We start from the raw sequence: 20271 nt of genomic DNA, 5'->3' as shown, positions 1-20271 counted from the left end.
CTTCCCCTTTCTTTCCTAACATACTTTCACCCGATCCCGATCCGGGTGTTCTCCCGACCACCCTGCAGGAGGCATGGTATCTAGTTCAGACATCTCTAACCCGGTCAGTTCAAAGTCAAAGATGTCCTGGTTATTTTTCATTCTTTCCTCGGAAGAGGCTTTTGGAATCGGGACGATGCCCTTTTGCAGCGCATACCGAAGACAGATCTGTGCCGGCGTAACATGGTGCGCTTTTGCAAGCTCTTCCACCAGCTCATCATCCATCACACGCTTTCTTCCAAGCGGACTCCACGCCTGGACGAGAATCCCTCTCTCTTGACAGTAGCAGACGGCGGCCTCCTGGCTGTATCCGGGATGAAACTCCAATTGATCCACCGCAGGCACGACTTCGCAGGAGGAAAGCAGGTTCTCTATGTGATGCGGAAGGAAATTACTCACTCCGATTGCACGAACCCTCTTTTCCCGGTAAAGCTTCTCCATGGCTTTCCATGTTTCCACATCCAACTGCTTCCACTCCTTCGTATCCGGCGAAGGCTTCGGCCAATGGATCAGATACAGATCCAGATAATCCGTACCCAGATTTTCAAGTGTCCGCTCAAAAGCCCGGAGCGTACCATCATAGCCCATCTCATCTTTCCATACCTTAGAGACAAGGAAAAATTCCTCCCTCCTGATCCCACTTTCAGCAACTGCCTCTCCCACATAAGTTTCTGTCTCATAGAAGGATGCCGTGTCCAGATACCGGTATCCGCAGCGGATCGCCGTCTTGATGATCTCAGACGTACTTCCTTCCGCCGCCTTATACGTTCCAAATCCCAGGCAAGGGATTTGCACTCCATTGTTCAAGCTCCATGTTTCTTTCATACTTTTCATTTGAACCATCCTCCTTTCAGACTTTCCGCACTTTCTTTTGTCCGGCACTGTCACTTTTCCGGAAACAAATCACCGTAAGAGCCAAAGAGCTCATGTTGGGATTGTAATCGTTCAATAGGTTTCCCCGCAAACCCGGGCTTTGCTCGTCGCCGCCAATCAAAAAAAGCCCCTGCAGCTTTCCGGCTGCAGGGGACGAGCTTTCACCCGCGGTTCCACCCCGCTTATGTCCTCTCCATTATAAACAAGGAGAAAACATCTCTTGCTAATAATGATAACGGTATTAAACCGGACGGTTTTTCCGCCGCTCAGAGGTAGTCTTCAGATGCTCCGTGATAAGAGGCTTCCAGCCACGGCCTCTCTCTCTGAATCCGGTCTCACACCCTACTCGTCTCGTCAACACGTTTCCTACTCAAATATAGAGTCATTATAATCACTTCGTTATTATTTGTCAATGCCTGATTATGTATCTTTTAAGCGGAAGCATCAAAACTGCCAGCGCTTCCCTCACTACATAATTGAAATACAACACCGGCTCTGATCCGGCAGGTACAGAAAAAAGTCTTTTGTAGCCCACTTGCTTCCCGAGCAGACACGCTCGGTAAATGTGAAAGCTGTTCGTCACCACTCCCACGCGCCTTGTGACTAATCCTGGGAGCATTTGTGCTGTGAAGCGCAGATTTTCCTCTGTCGTAGAGGACTGATCCTCCAAAAAAATCCGCTCTCGTTTCATCCCCCTTGAGACCAGATAATCCGCCATGGCTTTCGCCTCCGGGATGTCCTCACCCCTTCCCTGGCCTCCGGATACTACAATTCTGACGCTAGGATTTGCGGTTGCATAAGTATATGCCCGGTCAAGACGGAGCTTTAGGGAACTCGTAATCCGGGTGCCATCGACTTTTGCCCCAAGGACGATGAGATACTCCAGATTTCCTGCCGCCTGTCGGTGTCCGAATACTGCCATGCGAATCCAGACGGCCAGAATGACTACCCAGAACAGAATCCAGGCGAAAGACAGTGCCTGAATCATCACCGTCGGGAACCATCCTCCCGCTATACCGTAACAGACGGAAACCAGTCCGCAACAGATCCAGAATCTGGAAAAGGTGGAATTCCATCTTCCTACATACCGGCAGATCATCAGGTAATATAACAGGCATACCGCCGCTGTCACAAAAGGCATTATTTATTCTTACCGCAGCAGTGTTTGTACTTCTTGCCACTGCCGCACGGACATGGATCGTTTCTTCCGATCTTCTTTCCCTCTCTTACGAAAGTATGCATCTTTTTCGCTTCTTTATACAGTTCCTTCTGCCGTTCCTCAGAAAGAAGAATGTTCCACTGCGGAAGCTGGTAGAGCCAGTCTGCCTTCGCGTCTACCATGTTCTTGTAAAGTTTCTCTTTATCATAGATCAGAGTGACTTCGGTATCCTCCTCCATCGTCTCAATCGGATTCTCATTGATAAGGCTCTCGTTGATTCCGTCAAGAAATCCTACCATCGTCAGCACTTCCACGCCATATTTCTCCGCCAGTTCTTTGACTGTACCTTTCACCTTCTCATCCGGGTTGGAAAGTAATTTCTCATAAATCCCCTTTTCCGTCTGAAAATAAGCGCCCCAGAATGATTCAAGCTGCTGCTTTGTCATCTCTCTGGAATACGCCGTCTCTCTCCACTGCTCTAATAACGTACTCATATCAAATTCTCCTTTGATTACAAATTGTCTTCACAGAGTTCATTATATAACAGGATATTTTATATTGCAAGGGAAACCACCTGCCTACCATTCGCCGTATCATGTCTCCTGTGTTCTGCATTGCTTTATTCTCCCACATTCTATATAATTATCATAGAAGAATCCATGAGGAGGTTTTTACTATGAAACAAATACGGCAAATTCTGGCCATTCTTGGGATCGTTGTTCTGGTTGCCATGTACACAAGTACCCTTGTGTTTGCGTTTCTTGACCACTCCGCTTCCCTGGGACTTTTGAAAGCGTCCATCGCCTGTACGATCTTTGTGCCGGTACTGCTTTATGGTTTTACATTATTTTCCCGTCTGTTGCGGCACGATGATAAGGACAGCGATCATCCGGGCGGCCCATCCGACTGATCCATCCTTGGCGGACTTTGACTCATCGCCAATACAAAGCAAAACAGTGCATCCTACGGGGAGTTCCCGTGGATGCACTGTCTGTCTCTTTGCGCGGACTTTTGTCTCACACAATAGACTTATCTATTTTATTTCATGCCAGACTAAAGAAAAGGATCGGATCAGTGTCCGCCCCGCTCTCTTTGTCCTGATGGCTTTTTTCTTTTTCCTTTTTCTCTTTTCTTTTGTTTAGGTACTCTTCCATCGATATTGCTTCCATACACCCCGGTATACTCCTTTGCTGCATAAAATAACCTCCTTTTTCTGTTTCCCGGTATCACTATTATATGAAACGAAAAACTGCTTTATGACTCCCCCTTTACGGTTTTCACTTTATCATGTAAATATGTCTGATGTATGGCGGTGTTCTAAAATTTTTCTAATCACTTTCTTAAAATTCCATCCGCCTGCTCTTTTCTCCATGGCAACCATACTTCTGTCTGTCATTGCTTTATGTACTTCTCTTCAACGGCACTTTAACTCTTGACAATACGAAAGTTTTTATGTAAACTAGAAATAATTTTTTTAAAGGAGGACTCAAACATGGAACATTTAACGATACCAGAAGGTTACTGCCCGCCGCTTTCCATCCGTGAGACAGAAGTCGCCATCAAAGAGGTAAAGGATCACTTTGAAAGATCCCTTGCAAAGAATCTGCATCTGACGCGTGTATCTGCTCCTCTTTTTGTGCGTCCGGAGTCTGGACTGAATGACAACTTAAACGGCGTAGAACGCCCGGTAGCTTTTGGAATCAAGGAGCAGGATGATAGGGAGGTGGAGATCGTCCACTCACTTGCAAAATGGAAACGCTATGCATTGAAGCGCTACGGCTTTCACTCGGGCGAGGGACTTTACACTGATATGAGCGCGATCCGCCGGGACGAGGACACCGACAATCTTCACTCTATCTATGTGGATCAATGGGACTGGGAAAAAGTAATTTCCAAAGAAGAGCGTAATGATGAGACACTGGAATATACGGTCCGCAAAGTTTACGCAGCTTTGAAAGAGACGGAGCATTATATGGCACGCCGTTATAATTACATCGGAGAAGTCCTCCCAGACGACATTACTTTCATTACATCTCAGGAACTGGAAAACCTCTATCCGGACTGCACGCCAAAGGAGCGTGAATACCATTTCGCGAAACAGAAAAAGGCTATCTTCATCAAGCAAATCGGAAAGATACTTACGTCCGGGAAGCCGCACGACGGACGTGCGCCGGACTATGACGACTGGGAATTAAACGGTGACATCATCGTCTACTACCCAGTTTTGGATACAGCTCTTGAGCTCTCCTCTATGGGAATCCGTGTGGATGAAGATGCGTTGCGGCGCCAGCTTTCCCTTGCAGGCTGCGAGGATCGTGCCGAGCTTGATTTCCAGAAATCTCTCCTAAACGGAGAACTTCCGTATACCGTAGGCGGTGGTATTGGTCAATCTCGTATCTGTATGTTCTATCTGCGTAAGGCACACATCGGAGAAGTACAGTCCTCCATCTGGCCTTCTGAGGTGGCAGAAGAAGCTGCTACAGGTGGAATCCAGCTTCTCTAAGTTTCCTGGTGGAGCCGGAGTTCCGGTCAGAGTCAGATTTTGCTTCAGGTTTAGAAATGAGGTACTAAAAAAGTGGCTGTATGAACACTCTCATGCAGCCACTTTTTAGATTTTTCTTTATCTGTAAATAATATCATCACGTCCCGGTCCGTTGGATACCAATGTGATCGGATAGCCAATTTTCTCTTCCACAAATTCGATATACTTCCTACAATTTTCCGGCAGTTCTTCATAATTCTTAATTCCACGGATATCGCATTTCCAACCCGGCAGCTTTTCAATCACCGGTTTTGCTTTCTCGAGAAGATAAGTCGGTGGAAATTCTGTCGTGATCTCACCATCAATATCATAAGCAACACATACCGGGATCTCATCCAGATAACCGAGCACATCCAGTACTGTAAAGGCTACATCCGTCGTTCCCTGCATCCGGCAGCCATATTTGGACGCAACCACGTCAAACCATCCCATTCTTCTCGGACGCCCTGTTGTCGCTCCGAATTCTCCGCCATCTCCGCCACGACGTCTCAGCTCATCCGCTTCCTCTCCAAAAATTTCACTGACAAATGCACCTGCTCCGACCGCACTGGAATATGCCTTGCATACTGTCACAATCTTACTGATCTCATACGGCGGAATTCCTGCTCCGATCGCACCGTAAGCAGCCAGCGTAGAAGAAGATGTTACCATCGGATAAATACCATGATCTGGATCTTTGAGCGTACCAAGCTGGCCTTCCAGAAGGATCTCCTTTCCTTCTTTTAATGCTTCGTGAAGAAATAAAGATACATCGCATACATATGGCTCAATCATCTTTTTATATCCCATCAGCTCTTCATAGAGGTCTTCCGGCTGAATCAGCGGTTTATGATATAAATGCTCCAGAAGGACGTTCTTCTGCTCTGCAATACGTACTACCTTTTCTCTTAACAGCTCTTCGTCAAACAGCTCACTTACCTGAAATCCGATCTTTGCATACTTGTCAGAATAAAACGGGGCGATTCCAGACTTCGTAGAACCAAAAGAGTTCTTTCCGAGACGCTCCTCTTCGTACTGGTCGAACAGCTTATGGTAGGACATCACCATCTGCGCACGGTTAGACACCTTGATTTTCGGCATCGGGACGTCTCTGTCCACAATCGACTGAATCTCACTGATCAGAACTGGAATGTCCAGTGCGACTCCGTTCCCGATAACACTTGTTGTATGATCATAGAACACACCGGATGGTAGTGTATGAAGTGCAAACTTTCCATAGTCGTTGATAATCGTATGTCCGGCATTTGCTCCTCCCTGAAAGCGGACGATGATATCGGCCTGCTTTGCGAGCATGTCCGTAATCTTACCTTTTCCCTCATCTCCCCAGTTAGCACCTACTACTGCTTTTACCATAACATATCCTCCTGTATGTGAATCTTTTATTACCACCTAAGCATTATACTATATTTTTCCTTAAATGTACATTTGAATTTCTGTTTTTCGGAAGTTTTTCCACTCGGGCAAGCCAAAAAGAGCCCCCTGCCCCTACATCAGAGGGGCAAAGAGTCTTAATACCTGTCCTTCGATCTTCTCTTTCATCGTTCTTTTCTGTACGTCTTTAAGCGTCACAGAACGACATTTCAAAAGTGTCTCCTGGAAATCCTGTTCAATATCTGCAATTACTTCATTATTATAGATAAAGACTCCATCCTCAAAATGGAGATACAAACTCCGGTAATCCAGATTAATCGTTCCCACAGTGGCCGTGTCGTCATCAGAGACGAAAACCTTCGCATGGACAAATCCCGGCGTATACTCATAGATCTGAACCCCGGCCTCAATCAGCTCTTTATAAAAGGTCTTCGCCACAGCAAAAGCGTATGGCTTGTCCGGAATGTGCGGCATGATAATGATGACTTCCATTCCACTCTTCGCTACACGTGCCAGTGTCTTTGTCATCTCATTGTCGAGAATCAGATACGGCGTCATAATGTGAACATATTCTTTGGCATGGTTCAGAATGTGGAAGTACACCTCCTCGCCTACATTTTCATTGTCATACGGATTGTCCCCGTACGGAAGGACGTAACCGTCCTTCGGATCGAACTCCTGCGCCGGGGGCAGCAGATATTTGTCGTAATCGTTGATTTTCTTCTCCCCGATATTCCACATCTGGAGAAACATGATCGTAAGGCTCCGCACAGCATCGCCCTCCAGCATGATCGCCGTGTCCTTCCAATGTCCAAACCGCTCTCTACGGTTAATGTACTCATCTGCCAGATTGATGCCTCCGGTGAAGCCGACCTTCCCATCGATCACGCAGATCTTTCGGTGATCACGGTTATTCTGAATGGTGGACACGATCGGGTTGATCGGATTGAATACTTTGCAGCGGATCCCTCTTCTTCTCAAATACCACGGGTAGTCGGACGGCAGCTTGGAAATACTGCACATACCGTCATACATAAAACGCACTTCCACACCCTCTGTCACCTTCTCCTCCAGAATATGCCGGATTTCGTCCCACATTTCTCCACCTTCGACAATAAAGTATTCCATGAAGATAAAATGCTCCGCCTTCCTAAGCTCTCGCTTCAGCGCCTCAAACTTATCTTCTCCAAGAGGATAATACTCAAGCCTCGTATTCCCATAAGTAGGAAAGCCCAGATGCTTTCCAAGATAATAGGAAAGATTTTTATTTGCGAGCTTACTCTTCTTCATGGCGTCAATGATTTCCATATCCTGGCGCATATACTCTTCGGTCTCATCCTTGAGAGTCTCCAGTCTCTTTCCGATATATCTCGTACCGATCTGTGCTTTCACATAAATATAGAAAAAGGTTCCGAAAATCGGGAGGGCCATAATACACAGCACCCAGGTCAGCTTAAACGCCGGGTTTTCCTCCGAATTGATGATATAGATTACGGCAATCGTACCGATAATACTAAAGACTCCGTACAGATAGGTCCAGTTGTCCGTAAGGAAATAAATCCCGAAAAACATGACAAGAATCTGGACCAGGATCAGAAGAAGAATGATAGCAGTTCTGCCGTAGATGACGCTGAAAAGTTTCTTTTGTACTTTTCTCTTTTTTCCTGATTCCAACTTAATTACCTCTGTTCTTTTTAAATACGGTTTATTCTACCACATTTCTATCCCGGTCTCAACTCCAATCGCTTCAAACATTCCTTAACTATTCTAAATTAATATTAAGAAAGTATAAAATTATGAATCTTTTCTTTCTTTTTGAAACCGAAAGTATTACAATAAGAATAGTATTATGAATCAAGAGAAAGGAGTTACCCTTTATGGCAAAAAAATGGACAAAAGGTATCGTCGGACTTGCGGCGATCGGCGCGGCAGCGGCCGGGATTCTTTATATGAAGAATAAAAAGGATAATGAAGATCTGGAAGATGAATTTGCTGATGATTTTGAAGATCTCGACTTCGATCTGGATGATGATTTAAGCGACACATCCGGACGCGAATATGTACCTCTGAACAATGCTGTTTCCTCTGAAGAAACAGATGCGGATTCCTCCAGTGAAGAAAATTCATCTGAAGAAACAGAAGCTGTATCCGAAAATCCAGAGGATGACAAGAACGACAAGGAAGCTTAAATCACCAGAAGTGCCAAACGGTACATTTCTGGATGACAGGCGGTCTCTAAAGTTTTGGACAGCCCCGGACTTTGACTTGCCGCCGATACAAATGAAGCGCTGCTCTGGTAACCAGAGCAGCTTTTTCTTTTTTGAAAAGGAGGCTGATAATTTTGACAGATTCTGATCTTACTCTTGTCCCAAGCGGTCATCTAAAGCCATTGGATGTGATCTGCGGCTTTCAGGTGCGCCCCGGATTTTTCCTCTCCCCGGGTACAACCGTAATTCCTGGGGGAGTTAATTTTACGATCCAATCCCAGCAGGCGACGTCCTGCGAGCTGCTTCTCTTCCACCGGGAGGCAGAGAAGCCTTTTGCTGTCCTGACGTTTCCGGATACTTACCGGATCGGTTTTGTCTATTCCATGATTGTCTTTGGTCTGGACATCGAGGAGTTTGAGTATGCCTATCGGCTGGACGGCCCTTACGATCCCCCTAGCGGGCTTGTTTTTGATAAGACACGGATTCTTCTGGATCCCTACGCCAAAGCAGTCACCGGACAGAGCCGCTGGGGATGTAAAAACGACCAGAAACACGGCTATCGTGCCCGGGTCGTAAGGAGTAATTTTGACTGGGGAGAACATAGACAACCAATGATCCCTATGTCCGATACAATCATTTATGAACTGCATGTAAGGGGATTTACAAAAGACGCTTCCTCTAAGGTTAAGGCTCCCGGCACGTTTGCGGGTCTGATCGAGAAGATTCCATATTTACTGGAACTAGGAATTACAACGATCGAACTGATGCCGGTCTTTGAGTTTGATGAAATGCGGGACTGCCGTCTCTTGGATGAGAATGAACTTCTGGATTACTGGGGCTACAATCCGGTCAGCTTTTTTGCTCCAAATACAAGTTACGCTTCCACCTCGGAGTACAACCGCGAAGGGAACGAACTAAAATGCCTCATCCGGGAATGTCATGCCCATGGGCTTGAGGTCATCTTTGACGTAGTATTCAATCACACCGCCGAAGGTGATGAGCGTGGCCCTTATATTTCTCTAAAAGGCTTTGACAATCAGATCTACTATATGTTGACACCGGACGGACACTATTATAATTTCAGTGGCTGCGGAAATACGCTCAACTGTAACCACCCGGTCGTCCAGTCCATGATCCTGAATTGTCTCCGGTACTGGGTAACAGAATACCGTGTTGACGGCTTCCGCTTTGATCTTGCCTCTATTCTTGGGCGCAATGAGGACGGTTCGCCGATGAGCCGGCCGCCGCTTCTGGAGTCCCTGGCCTTTGACCCCATCCTTGGAAATGTCAAGCTGATCGCCGAGGCGTGGGACGCAGGAGGGCTCTATCAGGTCGGATCTTTCCCGTCCTGGAACCGCTGGGCAGAGTGGAACGGAAAATACCGGGATGATCTGCGCCGCTTTTTAAAAGGAGACAGCTATCTGCTTCGTGCCGCCGCCAGACGGATCACAGGTTCCCCGGATCTGTACCCTCCTCAGGGGCGCGGGAGCAATGCTTCGGTCAACTTTTTGACCTGCCACGATGGGTTTACTTTGAACGACCTGTATTCTTATAACGTCAAGCATAATGAGGCCAATGGATGGCAGAATTCGGACGGCACCAATGACAACTATAGTTGGAACTGCGGGGTGGAAGGTGAAACAGAAGATCCTGCTGTCCTCGCCCTTAGAAAACGCATGATGGAAAATGCCTTTGCCGTTCTGCTCTGCAGCCGGGGCACCCCGATGTTTCTCTCAGGGGATGAATTTGGCGACACAAGATATGGAAATAATAATCCATACTGCCAGGATAATCCCATCTCCTGGCTGGACTGGACTCTTCTTGAAAAGAACCGTCCGCTCTTTGAGTTTGTGAAATATATGATTGCCTTCCGCAAGCGGCATCCAGCCATCCGGATGGATCTTCCTTCCGATCGCTTTTCCTTTCCATCAGTCAGTCTTCATGGTGTTCACCCTTGGCAACCGGTACTGAATGAAGACTCCCATATTCTCTGTGTCTTATTTTCCGGGTCTGACCAAGAACAAACAGAACAGGATACCGTCTATCTTGCCATTAATACCTACTGGGAACCCGCCAGCCTTTTGCTGCCGGATCTTCCTTTTGAATGGTGCTGGCAGATCGCAGTCAATACCGGAGATCCTTCCGGCCCTGCCTTTTCGGAGGATACAATGCCGGAGGCATCTCACACTGTTCTTCTTGGCGAACGTTCTGTTATTCTCTTTGTCGCAAAAAGAAGGAGTGTCTGATAAACAATCAGACACTCCTTCTTTTTTTCGTGTGCCGCCGCTAACCTACATAGGCCAGAAGCCCCGGCATCTCTTTCGCGATTCTGTCATCGAGCTTTGCAATCATTTCTTCCCGGTCTCTCGGAAGCACTCCCCTTACACGGAATTCTATCATATCGTGGAATCCATCATAGATCGCCTCATGCTCCCACGGTTTTAACAGCTCCAGAAGTCTCCTCTCCTCCGTCAGATTTTCTCTTTCATCCGCCGGATGGAACCTGCCTTTTCTGATTTCCTGATACAGAGGCGCCCTTTCATGGAGAAACATGGAAAAATTAATCATTCTATAGGGCTGTGTCCGGTTAAAAAACTCGGCAGTATGCTCCGCATTTTCGATCCCTCTTCCCTTTCCGGCAATTCCAGTCATAAAGTGAGCATCAAAAACAAGACCTGCTGCTTTCATCCTGTCAATCTCATAGTACGCCTGCTCCAGCGTGTGGTCTTTGTTCATAAAAGCAAGTACATCATCGAGCCCACTTTCGATTCCCAGATACAAATGCCGGACTCCTGCATCGTAAAGCTGATGCAGCTCTGTGTCACTTTTCCTGCTGATATCTGTCACAGTCGCATCCATATGAATACTCTGACAGCCTGGGAAATAGAAATGAATTTTCTCCCCTATCTTTAACAGTGTTTCCGTGGAGAGTCCGAACGCATTGCCGTCACCAAGAAAAACGGTCTTCGGGTTGCCGTTTATCCGGCTCACCCTTTTTAGCTCTTCTTCGATCTGATCCATTGATAATTCTCTGAACTTCAGATGTTTAAACAGTGTGCAGAACTTACAGCGGTTATATGCGCACCCTACCTCAACCGGAAGCATGAAAGAAGCTCGTTCCATTGGTCCCCTACAGATCTGTCCCTCATAATTCATGGTATCACCTGAACCTTTCCTGATTTCATTATACACCGAAAATCAGTAGAAATGCAGAGGAATCTTTGAGAATCTTTCGAAATTTTTAAGAATTTTGCCAAAATCACTTGCAGTCAAACCATGTTCTAGTATAGTATATTCATGTTTTATAGTTTGCAATACAAAGGAGGATGTTATGTCAAATTCAACTCACCCATCTCAAGGCAGGCAGTATGCCTCTGTGTTTGATCTGAATGGGGTTCCCCGGTTTGGTCAGGCGCTGCCGCTTGCGCTCCAACACGTGGTTGCCATGATCGTGGGATGCGTCACTCCGGCGATCATTGTATCCGGTGTGGCTGGCTTAAACGAACACGATCAGGTCATTCTCGTACAGGCCGCATTGTTTGCGTCCGCAATCAGTACTCTGCTCCAGCTTTTCCCATTCATCCGCTTCGGGAAATTCCAGCTTGGCTCCGCCCTTCCTGTCATCATGGGAATCAGCTTTGCCTATGTGCCAAGTATGCAGGCCATTGCGGAGACCGCTGACGTCGGCACAATTCTTGCCGCACAGCTCGCCGGAGGATTCATCGCGATTTTGGTCGGACTTTCCATCCAGAAAATCCGGATCCTGTTTCCGCCGATTATTACCGGGACTGTGGTCTTTACCATCGGACTGTCCCTTTACCCGACCGCCATCAATTATATGGCCGGCGGTACATCAAGCCCGGATTACGGCTCCTGGAAAAACTGGCTTGCAGCATTCTTTACTCTGGCTGTTGTCGTCGGACTGAATCATTTTGCAAAAGGAACATTAAAGCTTGCTTCGATTCTGATCGGCATTATCACCGGATACATCTTTGCTTCGTTTCTCGGGCTGGTAGACCTTTCCGGTATTCAGTCAGCCGGATACTTTCAGCTTCCAAAGCCGCTCCACTTCGGCCTGAACTTCGATCCTTCTGCCTGCATCGCGATCGGCGTCCTCTTTGCTATCAACTCAATACAGGCGATCGGCGACTTCTCTGCTACTACGGTAGGAAGTATGAACCGGCAGCCAAAGGACAAGGAGCTTCAGGGCGGTATCGTAATGTACGGTGTTACCAACATTTTGTGTTCTCTGATCGGTGGTCTTCCGACTGCCACCTACAGCCAGAATGTCGGGATAGTTACTACAACCAAAGTCATCAACCGCTGTGTTCTCGGACTTGCGGCCGTAATCCTTCTTATTGCAGGATTCGTACCAAAGTTCTCCGCACTTTTGACGACGATTCCACAGTGCGTGCTGGGAGGAGCAACGATCTCCGTCTTTGCTTCCATCGCCATGACCGGAATCAAGCTCATCATGCTCCAGGAGATGAACTACCGCAACACCGCCATTGTAGGGTTGTCCGTAGCTCTTGGTATGGGAATTACACAGGCACCTGCTGCCCTTGCTACATTCCCTGCCTGGGTAACAACTATCTTCGGCAAATCTCCGGTTGTTGTGGCAACTCTGGTGGCAATTCTGTTGAATACCATTCTTCCAAAGGAGAAAAAAGAGGCTTAATACATTGATTGCATCGTAAAATAGCGTGAAACAAAAGAGCCATAGTATGCTGGTTTCCCCACATACCATGGCTCTCATTTCTTCCCGCCGGATATCCTTCTATTCTCTGTGCATGGAAAAGCTGTCCATCTGATAATGGCTCAGATTCTCATGGATACCTCTATCGTCCGCCTGACTGATAAGGGAATCCCTGCTCTTTTTGGAGGAAAACTGATCATTATATGCGCTCGGTCCTCCCACACATCCTCCTTCACATGCCATTCCTTCGATAAAGTCAGCCGGAAGCTTCGCCGCCCGCATCAGAAGTAAAGCTTTCTTGCACTCGGCCGCGCCATTCGCCTTATGGACTTTCACATCCACATCTGCATTGGCCTCTTTCATACTCTGGAGCACCGCCGCCGTCACACCGCCTGCATTGGCAAAGCGTTTGCCAAATGTGGAAGCGATCTGATTCTGGTTCTCACATGGCTTCAGCTCCACATTTTTCGCCCGCATAATAGCACGAATCTCACTGTATGTAAGCACATAGTCCGCATTCCCTTTGATCTGCTGGTCTACCACCTCAGATTTTTTCGCCACGCATGGCCCGATAAATACGGTCACTGCCTCCGGATCCTGTGCCTTAATCAATCTGGACACTCCGCACATTGGAGATACCGTCGCGGAGACACAGTCCGCAAGCTGCGGAAAATGCAGACGCACCATATTGACAAAGGCCGGACAGCAGGAAGTCACTTTTTTCTTTCCTTCTTTGTAGGCTTCGGTCCACTCTTCCGCCTCATATGCAGCCGTCATATCTCCACCAAGTCCCACGTCATAGAAATCCTCAAAACCGACTTGCTTCATCGCTTCGGCCCAACTATCCATCGTGATGTCCGGTCCGAACTGGCCTTCTGTGGCAGGCGCCGCCATCGCATAGACGTGCTTTCCCGACTTGATCGCCTCAATCACCGGTACCATAAAACTCTTCGTTCCAATCGCACCGAACGGACAACTGTGAATACATTTTCCGCAGCGGATACATTTGTCCTTGTTGATGACCGAAAGCCCGTATTCATTGTATGTGATGGCATCTACAGGGCAACTGAACTTACATGGACGTTTCAGATGTGCGATCGCATTATACGGACATGCTTTGGCGCACTGTCCGCACTCCTTACACTTGGAGGCATCAATATGGGAACGAAATCTTCCCGGCTCAATAGCCCCAAACTTACATGCGTTGATACATGCTTTACCAAGGCAGTTCTGGCAGTTCTCCGTCACGGTATAACTGGAAATCGGACAATCCTCACAGGCAGAATTGATAACCTGGATAATATTTCCATCATCCTCAATCCCCGGAGCCTTCCCTTCCGCCAGACGTACTCTCTGACGGATGATTTCTCTTTCCTTGTAGATACAGCATCGAAACTGTGGGAGCGGTCCCGGAATCAGTCTCTCCGCAATATGATCTCTTTCCTCGTCAAGCTTCCCTTCAAAAGCAAGCCGCGCCACTTCAGTTAATACCCTGTGTTTGATTGTGATTACATTTTCATCCGCGTACATGATTTTTTCTCCTGTCTTTCTCCTACTCTTTTCTCAACTCGATGCCTATATTATAAAAGTTTCCAGGTCAAAAGGAAAGTGGTACATATGTATTTATTCAGAAACACATTGCCGTTTGAAACAAGGATGCTTTCGCCTGATAATCCGTGATCCCCGCCCCACTGTTCGGATGAATCAGGGAGAACACAATATCTGCGGCAAAAGCCATCAGAAGCAGGATACATAAAATCCTCGCCGTCCTTTTCGGTATCCGTCTGTAAATCTCATCAAAAAAAGGAGCCGCAATATAAATAAACGCACAGCCTCCAAGGCCAAACACCAACAACCCTTCCGCACAGATCCGGCCATGAAGATTCAGAAAATATCCTGTATAATTCCACCAGTACATTCCCTTGATCTCCCAAAGCAACCATGCGGATAGATACTCAACAACACCGCATACAACAATAGCAAGGAAAAATGTCAGCAATGGCTTTTTTGCAAATCGTTTCAGCAGTACAATAACCAAAATCCCTCCCGTCCCATAGATAGGCAGCCACGGTCCGTGAAAGAAGCCCCTGTTTACAAAAACACCGTCTCCGAACAAATGCAAAGAAACCTCCCACAGCCATCCAATCACTGAAAAAGTAAAAAAGATCAAAACAAGGGAACTCCAGGAATAGGCTCTGTCATATTTTAACCGAATCCATTTTCTTACCTTGGGATTATAGAGCTTATATCGTTCCACCGGATACTCTTCCAGTCCTGTATCTTCATATAGTTGTTTATCATCCAGATAATGAATTCCCGGAATCTGCTTTTCAAACGCCTCTTTTCGAAGTTCTACATAAAGTTCTGCCTCTGTCGTCTGCATATAAGGTGTAAGAAAGGCTCTCCTTAAAATTCCAAAAGTAAACAGATCCAAAACATACCAGCCAAGGAAAGACAGGTCAAGAGCAAAAGCTCTCATCTTGTTTCCTTTCATCATCTGTCTCGAAAGAAGAAACGCCTCCCGATGCGGAATATCCGGATTCTCTGCCACAATATACGGTATCATCTTGTAAGAATATCTTTTAATAAAGCCTCCGATAATCGTATAATCCCATAAAAACAGAAAGATGTATTTTTTCAGCATGATCAACATCGTGTTTTTCCAGCGATTTACACGCCACGGAAAAGTGAGCCTCCCAAGTCTCACCTGGCCGTATATCCGGTTCTCCAGCAGAAATCTGCAATATCCCACTTGAAGCACGCCGGAAATAAAAACCTGAAACATCATCATAAGAAGGGCCCCGATCAAAATGAGAACACCTTCCGTAATCTTATCTTTGAAAAGAACATCGTTCAGTGCATTCAGTAAGCCAAAAAAAGCCGACCGCTCCTTCGTCATATGATTATATACACCGGCGAGCACTCCTTTTTTCGGTGTATAATGTTCACCTAAAAAGCCCAAGATCTGTCCTGTTTGTGTGTCCTCACTCTGTTTGACGCTTGAGAACCAGTCATTCAAAATATGAGCATTACTTTGGGTTCTAACATTTACATCCAGAACCATGGCCACTCCCTCAGGCGTCCGATAAATCACCCTCATCCCTCCGGCCAGAAAAGCCAGCATCAGACTAATGCCAATAAGCCTCCACCAGTTCTTTTTCAGAGCTTCTCTGCCCCGTTTTTTCAGTTGCTTTCTGTTCCACATCCATTTTCCCTCGTTTCCATTCCTTTATCTTTTGCAGCCGCTCCTTGACCTGATGTTCCGCCCCTTCATCCGTCGGTGCATAGTAGATCCGGTCTTTTAAACTGTCCGGCATACACCGCATACGGGTCAGCTTTTCCTCGGTATTATGCGCATACTCATATCCTTTCCCATAATTCAGTTCTCTCATCAGCCCCGTAGGCGCATTTCTCAACACCAACGGCACTGGCTCTGCGGGCTGTTCTCGCACATCCCGCCTGCATGACTCACACGCACGGTACAACGCATTTGATTTTGGCGCCATAGCAAGATAGGTGACTGCATGTGCCAGATGGACATCGCACTCCGGCATCCCCAGGAAATGACATGCCTGATAGGCTGCCACCGCTATCTGAAGCGCTCCACTGTCCGCCATTCCTATGTCTTCGCTGGCAAAGCGGATCAGCCTGCGGGCGATATAAAGCGGATTTTCCCCACCCTCCAGCATCCGGCACATCCAGTAAATGGCCGCGTCCGGATCACTGTTTCGCATGGATTTATGAAGCGCCGAGATCAGATTATAGTGCTCCTCCCCAGTCTTGTCATACAGAAGAGATTTCCGGCTGATACATTGTTCCAAACACTCGTCCGTAATCCGGATCCCTTTTGCGCTCATCTCTCCGTTTAATACCGCCATCTCCAGCGTATTCAGCGCAGTGCGGGCGTCCCCATTGGCAAAGGCGCAGATAGCTTCCTTCTGGTGTTTTTGAATCATAATATGCTGTCCGCCAAACCCGGATGGACTTGTAAGCGCATGATCCAGGAGTTTCATCAAGTCCTTTGGCTCCAGCCCTTTGAGAACAAAAACCTTACACCGGGAGAGCAAAGCAGAATTGACCTCGAAAGACGGGTTTTCCGTAGTGGCACCAATAAGAATAATACTTCCCTTCTCTACAAAAGGCAAAAAAGCATCTTGCTGCGCCTTATTGAAGCGATGGATCTCGTCCACAAACAGCACAGTTCGTCTGCCCATCTGACGCCGCATTTCCGCTTCATTCATTACTTCTTTGATCTCCTTGATGCCACTTGTCACCGCGCTGAAATTGACAAACTCTGCTTTCGTCTTTCCGGCAATAATACTTGCAAGAGTCGTTTTTCCCACTCCCGGAGGTCCCCAAAAGATCATAGAAGAAATCTGATCTCTCTCAATGAGTTGTCTTAGAATCTTTCTCTTTCCTACCAGATGCTCCTGCCCTACAAAGTCTTCCAGCGAATCCGGACGCAGTCTTGAAGCAAGGGGCGCAGTCCGTTCTCTGTCGTCAAATAGTGATAATTGTTCCATCTTCCTCCCTGCCTTTCCTGTTTTAAGCGCTTTCTGACATACTGCTTCTGCACTGCCATCCATGTCCGATTATGACTGGGACATAGTAAAAATCTGCTGCTTCAGATATGGTTCAAAATACGCTTTGATCGTCTCCAACGTGTATTCCTCCCCCGTGGCTTTCGGTACTCCGCTTTTTGCCGCCAGTTCTTCGGTATAATCTTCAAGCGGATACACCCCATAACCTACGAACCCCGGCTCATAATGCATGACAAGCGGTTCCATCGAATATTGCTCCACACGGACCTCGCCGGTGTCCGGATCTTTCTGAAATGTAATATCCGCCATCCCCTCCAAAAGCTGGGATGCACCCTGCTGCCCGGAAACAAAATTTCCAAGAGAATAATATACCAGCATCTTCTTGCCGTCCTGACGCTCCATCTCCCCGTAAGGACGGATAACGTGCGGATGCGTGCCGATCACCACATCGACACCAAGACTTGCTAAATATTCGATCCTTTGCTTCGTGGCCTTGTCCGGCTCACTTTGATATTCAACCCCGGAATGAAGATATACCATTACGATGTCCGCTTCTGCCTTCGCCTTTTCCACATCCGCTTTCACTGTCTCTTCATCGTAGACATCCACGGCATAAGTTTCATTTTCCGGTACCGGAGCTCCGATATTAATGAGTGTAGTATAATTCATCATAGCGATTTTAAACGCCTTCTTCTCAATGATTTTCACTCTGTTTTCTTGTTGGTCCTTGGCGCTTTTGTGGATACCAAGTACGACAGGAGGTGTTTCCCTGGACTCCCAGAACGTAAGTGAATCCAAAATACCTTCTTTTCCTTTATCGTAGGAATGATTAGTAGACATAGTAATGACGTCAAATCCGAGATTCGCCAAAGCCTGCCCACCCTCCTGCGGCATCCCAAACGTTGGATATCCACTCGTCTCCTCGTGAGTATTTACAATCGGTGTCTCCTGGTTTACTACAGCCAGATCCGCGGCTTCTATCTTCTCTTTCACAGGCTCGTAAATCGTATCGTAATTCCATTCCCCGCTATCCTTCTGTCCGTCAAAGATCACAGTGTCATGGTAAAAATGATCCCCAACCGCTACCATATGAAGCGTATGTTCTTCTTTCTCTTTTGCCTTGGCTTCGGCCTTTTTCCTTTCCTCTTTTTCTTCCTTTTCCTTCCGAATCCGTGCCTGCGTTTCTACCGCCTCCTGATGGCAGGACCGGATAGCAGAGATCACAAAAATGATCAGTGCCAGAACAAGCATCATCCCCGCAATTACAATTCTTCTCTTCCAGATCAGTCTCCTGCGCCGCTTCTCCTTCTGAATCTTTCCGCGCCTTGCGGCTTCCCTTCTTTTTTCTTCTTCTGTCAATAGTACTCCTCTTTTCTCTTTTGTAACATTCCTTTTTCTGATCGTGATAGCATGACTCTGTTCTGATTTGTCATGTTTCACGCACGGGAATCAAATAATACTTCGCGCCGCTTGATTCCATGTGTCACATATATTATACCATGGCTGCTTTCCAAAATGTGGGTTATTTTCCGTAACAGTTCAGACATGCAAAAAGCAGGGCTCCGGCTTCTGGATCCACCACTGCGGATCTGTCTGCCGGCCCCCTGCCAATGAGCTTTCATTTATTAAGATTCACTTTAAAACACGTATTCGTTGAGACGGCGAAATGCTTCCTGCACTCTGCTAAACGGCAGTGCAAGGTTCACACGGATGCCGTATTCTGCGTGGAACGGACGGCCGTCCTGCCATGCGACTCCGACATCCCATCCGGCTCTTAAAAGCTCGTCCGTTGTTTTCCCGTGCTTCTTGCACCATTCCTCACAGTTCAGGAACAACATGTAAGTACCCTGCGGCTTCGCAAGACTAATGCCCTCAAAATGCTCCAGAATGTAATTGTACGCATAATCTACATTCCTGGAGAGTACCTGGCGCAGTTCATCTACCCACTCCTGTCCTTCCTTCTGGTATGCTCCCACAAGTGCATGCATGGATAGAACATTCATGGAATTGTAGTGACATTTGCTGCTGCTTGCCAGCACCCGATCCCTTAAATACGGATGATAGATGATGTGGTAGCTTCCAATTAACCCCGCAAGATTAAATGTCTTACTCGGCGCATACAGTGCGATCGTACGATTTTTTGCGTCTTCACTGACAGACTGTACCGGTGTATGATGGTATCCTTCGAGAATCAGATCCGACCAAATCTCATCCGCAATGACAATACAGTCATTCTCCTTGTAAACTTCCATTGCTTTCTGAATCTCTTCCGGCTCCCAGACTCTTCCTGTCGGATTGTGCGGATTACAGAATACTGCTACGTGGATCTTGTTCTCCTTGAGCTTGGCATCCATATCTTCATAGTCCATTCTCCAGACTCCCTGCTCGTCCCGTTTCATCCGGCTATGTACAATCCGATATCCCGCTCCTTCAATACTCTTTGTAAATCCGATATAAGTCGGACTATGAACAAGCACGCCATCCCCGTGGGAGGCAAACGCATTCAGTGCCGAAACAAGTCCGCCAAGGACGCCGTTTTCGTATCCGATTTCTTCTTTTGTCAGCCCTTCAACCCCATTCCGCACTTTCTGCCAGTTGATAATCGCATCGAAATAAGCGTCTGACGGTCCAAAATATCCGAAAGCCGGGTGGGAAATCCTTTTCTGGATGGCCTCAATAATCGACGGTGCTGTGGCAAAATTCATATCCGCCACCCACATCGGGATCAGATCAAAACCTTCCTTCGGCCCACCCGGGGCAAAGCCGCCTCCCTTCCCCGGAAGATCCACCGCAATGGCGTCCTTTCCCCGTCTGTCCATAATGGTTGTAAAATCGTACTTCAT

The 20271-nt window shown here is 47.2% G+C and carries 17 protein-coding genes; 5 read left to right on the top strand and 12 right to left on the bottom strand.

Annotation, left to right across the window (positions count from 1 at the left end):
- Window positions 1-15: 15 nt before the first annotated feature.
- The 3 genes from AOA56_RS02350 to AOA56_RS02340 all read right to left on the bottom strand — a co-directional run bounded on the left by AOA56_RS02350 (window position 16) and on the right by AOA56_RS02340 (window position 2565).
- Window positions 16-873: an aldo/keto reductase gene (locus tag AOA56_RS02350; RefSeq protein ID WP_053768875.1), complete on the bottom strand. Its 858-nt coding sequence runs from the start codon at window positions 871-873 to the stop codon at window positions 16-18.
- Window positions 874-1321: 448 nt separating this feature from the next.
- Window positions 1322-2053 (bottom strand): YdcF family protein, encoded by a 732-nt coding sequence (locus AOA56_RS02345; protein ID WP_024732819.1) that lies wholly within the window; start codon window positions 2051-2053, stop codon window positions 1322-1324.
- Window positions 2053-2565 (bottom strand): SEC-C metal-binding domain-containing protein, encoded by a 513-nt coding sequence (locus AOA56_RS02340; RefSeq protein ID WP_024732820.1) that lies wholly within the window; start codon window positions 2563-2565, stop codon window positions 2053-2055. Before AOA56_RS02340 ends, AOA56_RS02345 begins: the two co-directional genes overlap by 1 nt.
- A gap of 182 nt (window positions 2566-2747) precedes the next feature.
- Here AOA56_RS02340 and AOA56_RS02335 point away from each other — a divergent pair, with 182 nt between their 5' ends.
- Window positions 2748-2981, top strand: a complete 234-nt coding sequence (locus tag AOA56_RS02335; RefSeq protein ID WP_024732821.1) for a hypothetical protein — start codon at window positions 2748-2750, stop codon at window positions 2979-2981.
- 133 nt (window positions 2982-3114) lie between these two features.
- Here AOA56_RS02335 and AOA56_RS15775 read toward each other — a convergent pair whose 3' ends face one another.
- Window positions 3115-3267, bottom strand: coding sequence for a hypothetical protein (locus AOA56_RS15775; protein WP_155200385.1), 153 nt, complete (start codon window positions 3265-3267; stop codon window positions 3115-3117).
- Between the two features lie 296 nt (window positions 3268-3563).
- Here AOA56_RS15775 and asnA point away from each other — a divergent pair, with 296 nt between their 5' ends.
- Entirely contained in the window at window positions 3564-4574 is a 1011-nt protein-coding gene (asnA, locus tag AOA56_RS02330) for an aspartate--ammonia ligase (protein WP_024732822.1), read from the top strand.
- A 117-nt stretch (window positions 4575-4691) separates the two neighbouring features.
- On the opposite strand, the gene AOA56_RS02325 is transcribed toward asnA, so the two are convergent.
- Both AOA56_RS02325 and cls read right to left on the bottom strand, forming a co-directional pair.
- Entirely contained in the window at window positions 4692-5966 is a 1275-nt protein-coding gene (locus tag AOA56_RS02325) for an adenylosuccinate synthase (RefSeq protein WP_024732823.1), read from the bottom strand.
- A 132-nt stretch (window positions 5967-6098) separates the two neighbouring features.
- Complete coding sequence (gene cls, locus AOA56_RS02320) at window positions 6099-7658, bottom strand: cardiolipin synthase (RefSeq protein WP_024732824.1); 1560 nt, start codon at window positions 7656-7658, stop codon at window positions 6099-6101.
- Between the two features lie 203 nt (window positions 7659-7861).
- Between cls and AOA56_RS02315 the strand changes: the two genes are divergently transcribed.
- Together AOA56_RS02315 and glgX are read left to right on the top strand one after the other, a co-directional pair.
- Entirely contained in the window at window positions 7862-8173 is a 312-nt protein-coding gene (locus tag AOA56_RS02315) for a hypothetical protein (RefSeq protein ID WP_024732825.1), read from the top strand.
- A 152-nt stretch (window positions 8174-8325) separates the two neighbouring features.
- Window positions 8326-10437: a glycogen debranching protein GlgX gene (glgX, locus tag AOA56_RS02310; RefSeq protein WP_156316905.1), complete on the top strand. Its 2112-nt coding sequence runs from the start codon at window positions 8326-8328 to the stop codon at window positions 10435-10437.
- Window positions 10438-10477: 40 nt separating this feature from the next.
- On the opposite strand, the gene AOA56_RS02305 is transcribed toward glgX, so the two are convergent.
- Complete coding sequence (locus tag AOA56_RS02305; protein ID WP_024732827.1) at window positions 10478-11347, bottom strand: radical SAM protein; 870 nt, start codon at window positions 11345-11347, stop codon at window positions 10478-10480.
- Window positions 11348-11522: 175 nt separating this feature from the next.
- Between AOA56_RS02305 and AOA56_RS02300 the strand changes: the two genes are divergently transcribed.
- Window positions 11523-12869: a uracil-xanthine permease family protein gene (locus AOA56_RS02300; RefSeq protein ID WP_024732828.1), complete on the top strand. Its 1347-nt coding sequence runs from the start codon at window positions 11523-11525 to the stop codon at window positions 12867-12869.
- Between the two features lie 99 nt (window positions 12870-12968).
- On the opposite strand, the gene AOA56_RS02295 is transcribed toward AOA56_RS02300, so the two are convergent.
- From AOA56_RS02295 to AOA56_RS02275, 5 genes are all read right to left on the bottom strand, one after another.
- Complete coding sequence (locus tag AOA56_RS02295) at window positions 12969-14417, bottom strand: 4Fe-4S dicluster domain-containing protein (RefSeq protein WP_053768874.1); 1449 nt, start codon at window positions 14415-14417, stop codon at window positions 12969-12971.
- A gap of 97 nt (window positions 14418-14514) precedes the next feature.
- Window positions 14515-16092 carry a DUF975 family protein gene (locus AOA56_RS02290; RefSeq protein ID WP_082349824.1) on the bottom strand — a complete coding sequence of 526 codons (1578 nt, stop codon included), beginning with the start codon at window positions 16090-16092 and terminating at the stop codon, window positions 14515-14517.
- Window positions 16016-17410, bottom strand: a complete 1395-nt coding sequence (locus tag AOA56_RS02285) for a replication-associated recombination protein A (RefSeq protein WP_082349859.1) — start codon at window positions 17408-17410, stop codon at window positions 16016-16018. The genes AOA56_RS02290 and AOA56_RS02285 overlap by 77 nt, the downstream gene beginning before the upstream one ends.
- A 69-nt stretch (window positions 17411-17479) precedes the next feature.
- Entirely contained in the window at window positions 17480-18787 is a 1308-nt protein-coding gene (locus tag AOA56_RS02280) for a CapA family protein (RefSeq protein ID WP_053768872.1), read from the bottom strand.
- A gap of 278 nt (window positions 18788-19065) precedes the next feature.
- Window positions 19066-20271, bottom strand: coding sequence for a MalY/PatB family protein (locus tag AOA56_RS02275; RefSeq protein ID WP_034594508.1), 1206 nt, complete (start codon window positions 20269-20271; stop codon window positions 19066-19068).

The sequence above is a fragment of the Sellimonas intestinalis genome (assembly GCF_001280875.1).
GTDB lineage: Bacteria > Bacillota > Clostridia > Lachnospirales > Lachnospiraceae > Sellimonas > Sellimonas intestinalis.
This window is presented reverse-complemented; position numbering and strand designations above follow the sequence as displayed.

Coding starts and splice junctions, on each gene's coding strand:
- AOA56_RS02350 (WP_053768875.1), bottom strand. CDS start 873: ATGAAAAGTATGAAAGAAACATGGAGCTTGAACAATGGAGTGCAAATC.
- AOA56_RS02275 (WP_034594508.1), bottom strand. CDS start 20,271: ATGAAGTACGATTTTACAACCATTATGGACAGACGGGGAAAGGACGCC.
- AOA56_RS02325 (WP_024732823.1), bottom strand. CDS start 5,966: ATGGTAAAAGCAGTAGTAGGTGCTAACTGGGGAGATGAGGGAAAAGGT.
- asnA (WP_024732822.1), top strand. CDS start 3,564: ATGGAACATTTAACGATACCAGAAGGTTACTGCCCGCCGCTTTCCATC.
- AOA56_RS02285 (WP_082349859.1), bottom strand. CDS start 17,410: ATGGAACAATTATCACTATTTGACGACAGAGAACGGACTGCGCCCCTT.
- AOA56_RS02335 (WP_024732821.1), top strand. CDS start 2,748: ATGAAACAAATACGGCAAATTCTGGCCATTCTTGGGATCGTTGTTCTG.
- AOA56_RS02340 (WP_024732820.1), bottom strand. CDS start 2,565: ATGAGTACGTTATTAGAGCAGTGGAGAGAGACGGCGTATTCCAGAGAG.
- AOA56_RS02300 (WP_024732828.1), top strand. CDS start 11,523: ATGTCAAATTCAACTCACCCATCTCAAGGCAGGCAGTATGCCTCTGTG.
- AOA56_RS02315 (WP_024732825.1), top strand. CDS start 7,862: ATGGCAAAAAAATGGACAAAAGGTATCGTCGGACTTGCGGCGATCGGC.
- AOA56_RS02295 (WP_053768874.1), bottom strand. CDS start 14,417: ATGTACGCGGATGAAAATGTAATCACAATCAAACACAGGGTATTAACT.
- AOA56_RS02305 (WP_024732827.1), bottom strand. CDS start 11,347: ATGAATTATGAGGGACAGATCTGTAGGGGACCAATGGAACGAGCTTCT.
- AOA56_RS02345 (WP_024732819.1), bottom strand. CDS start 2,053: ATGCCTTTTGTGACAGCGGCGGTATGCCTGTTATATTACCTGATGATC.
- AOA56_RS15775 (WP_155200385.1), bottom strand. CDS start 3,267: ATGCAGCAAAGGAGTATACCGGGGTGTATGGAAGCAATATCGATGGAA.
- AOA56_RS02290 (WP_082349824.1), bottom strand. CDS start 16,092: ATGTGGAACAGAAAGCAACTGAAAAAACGGGGCAGAGAAGCTCTGAAA.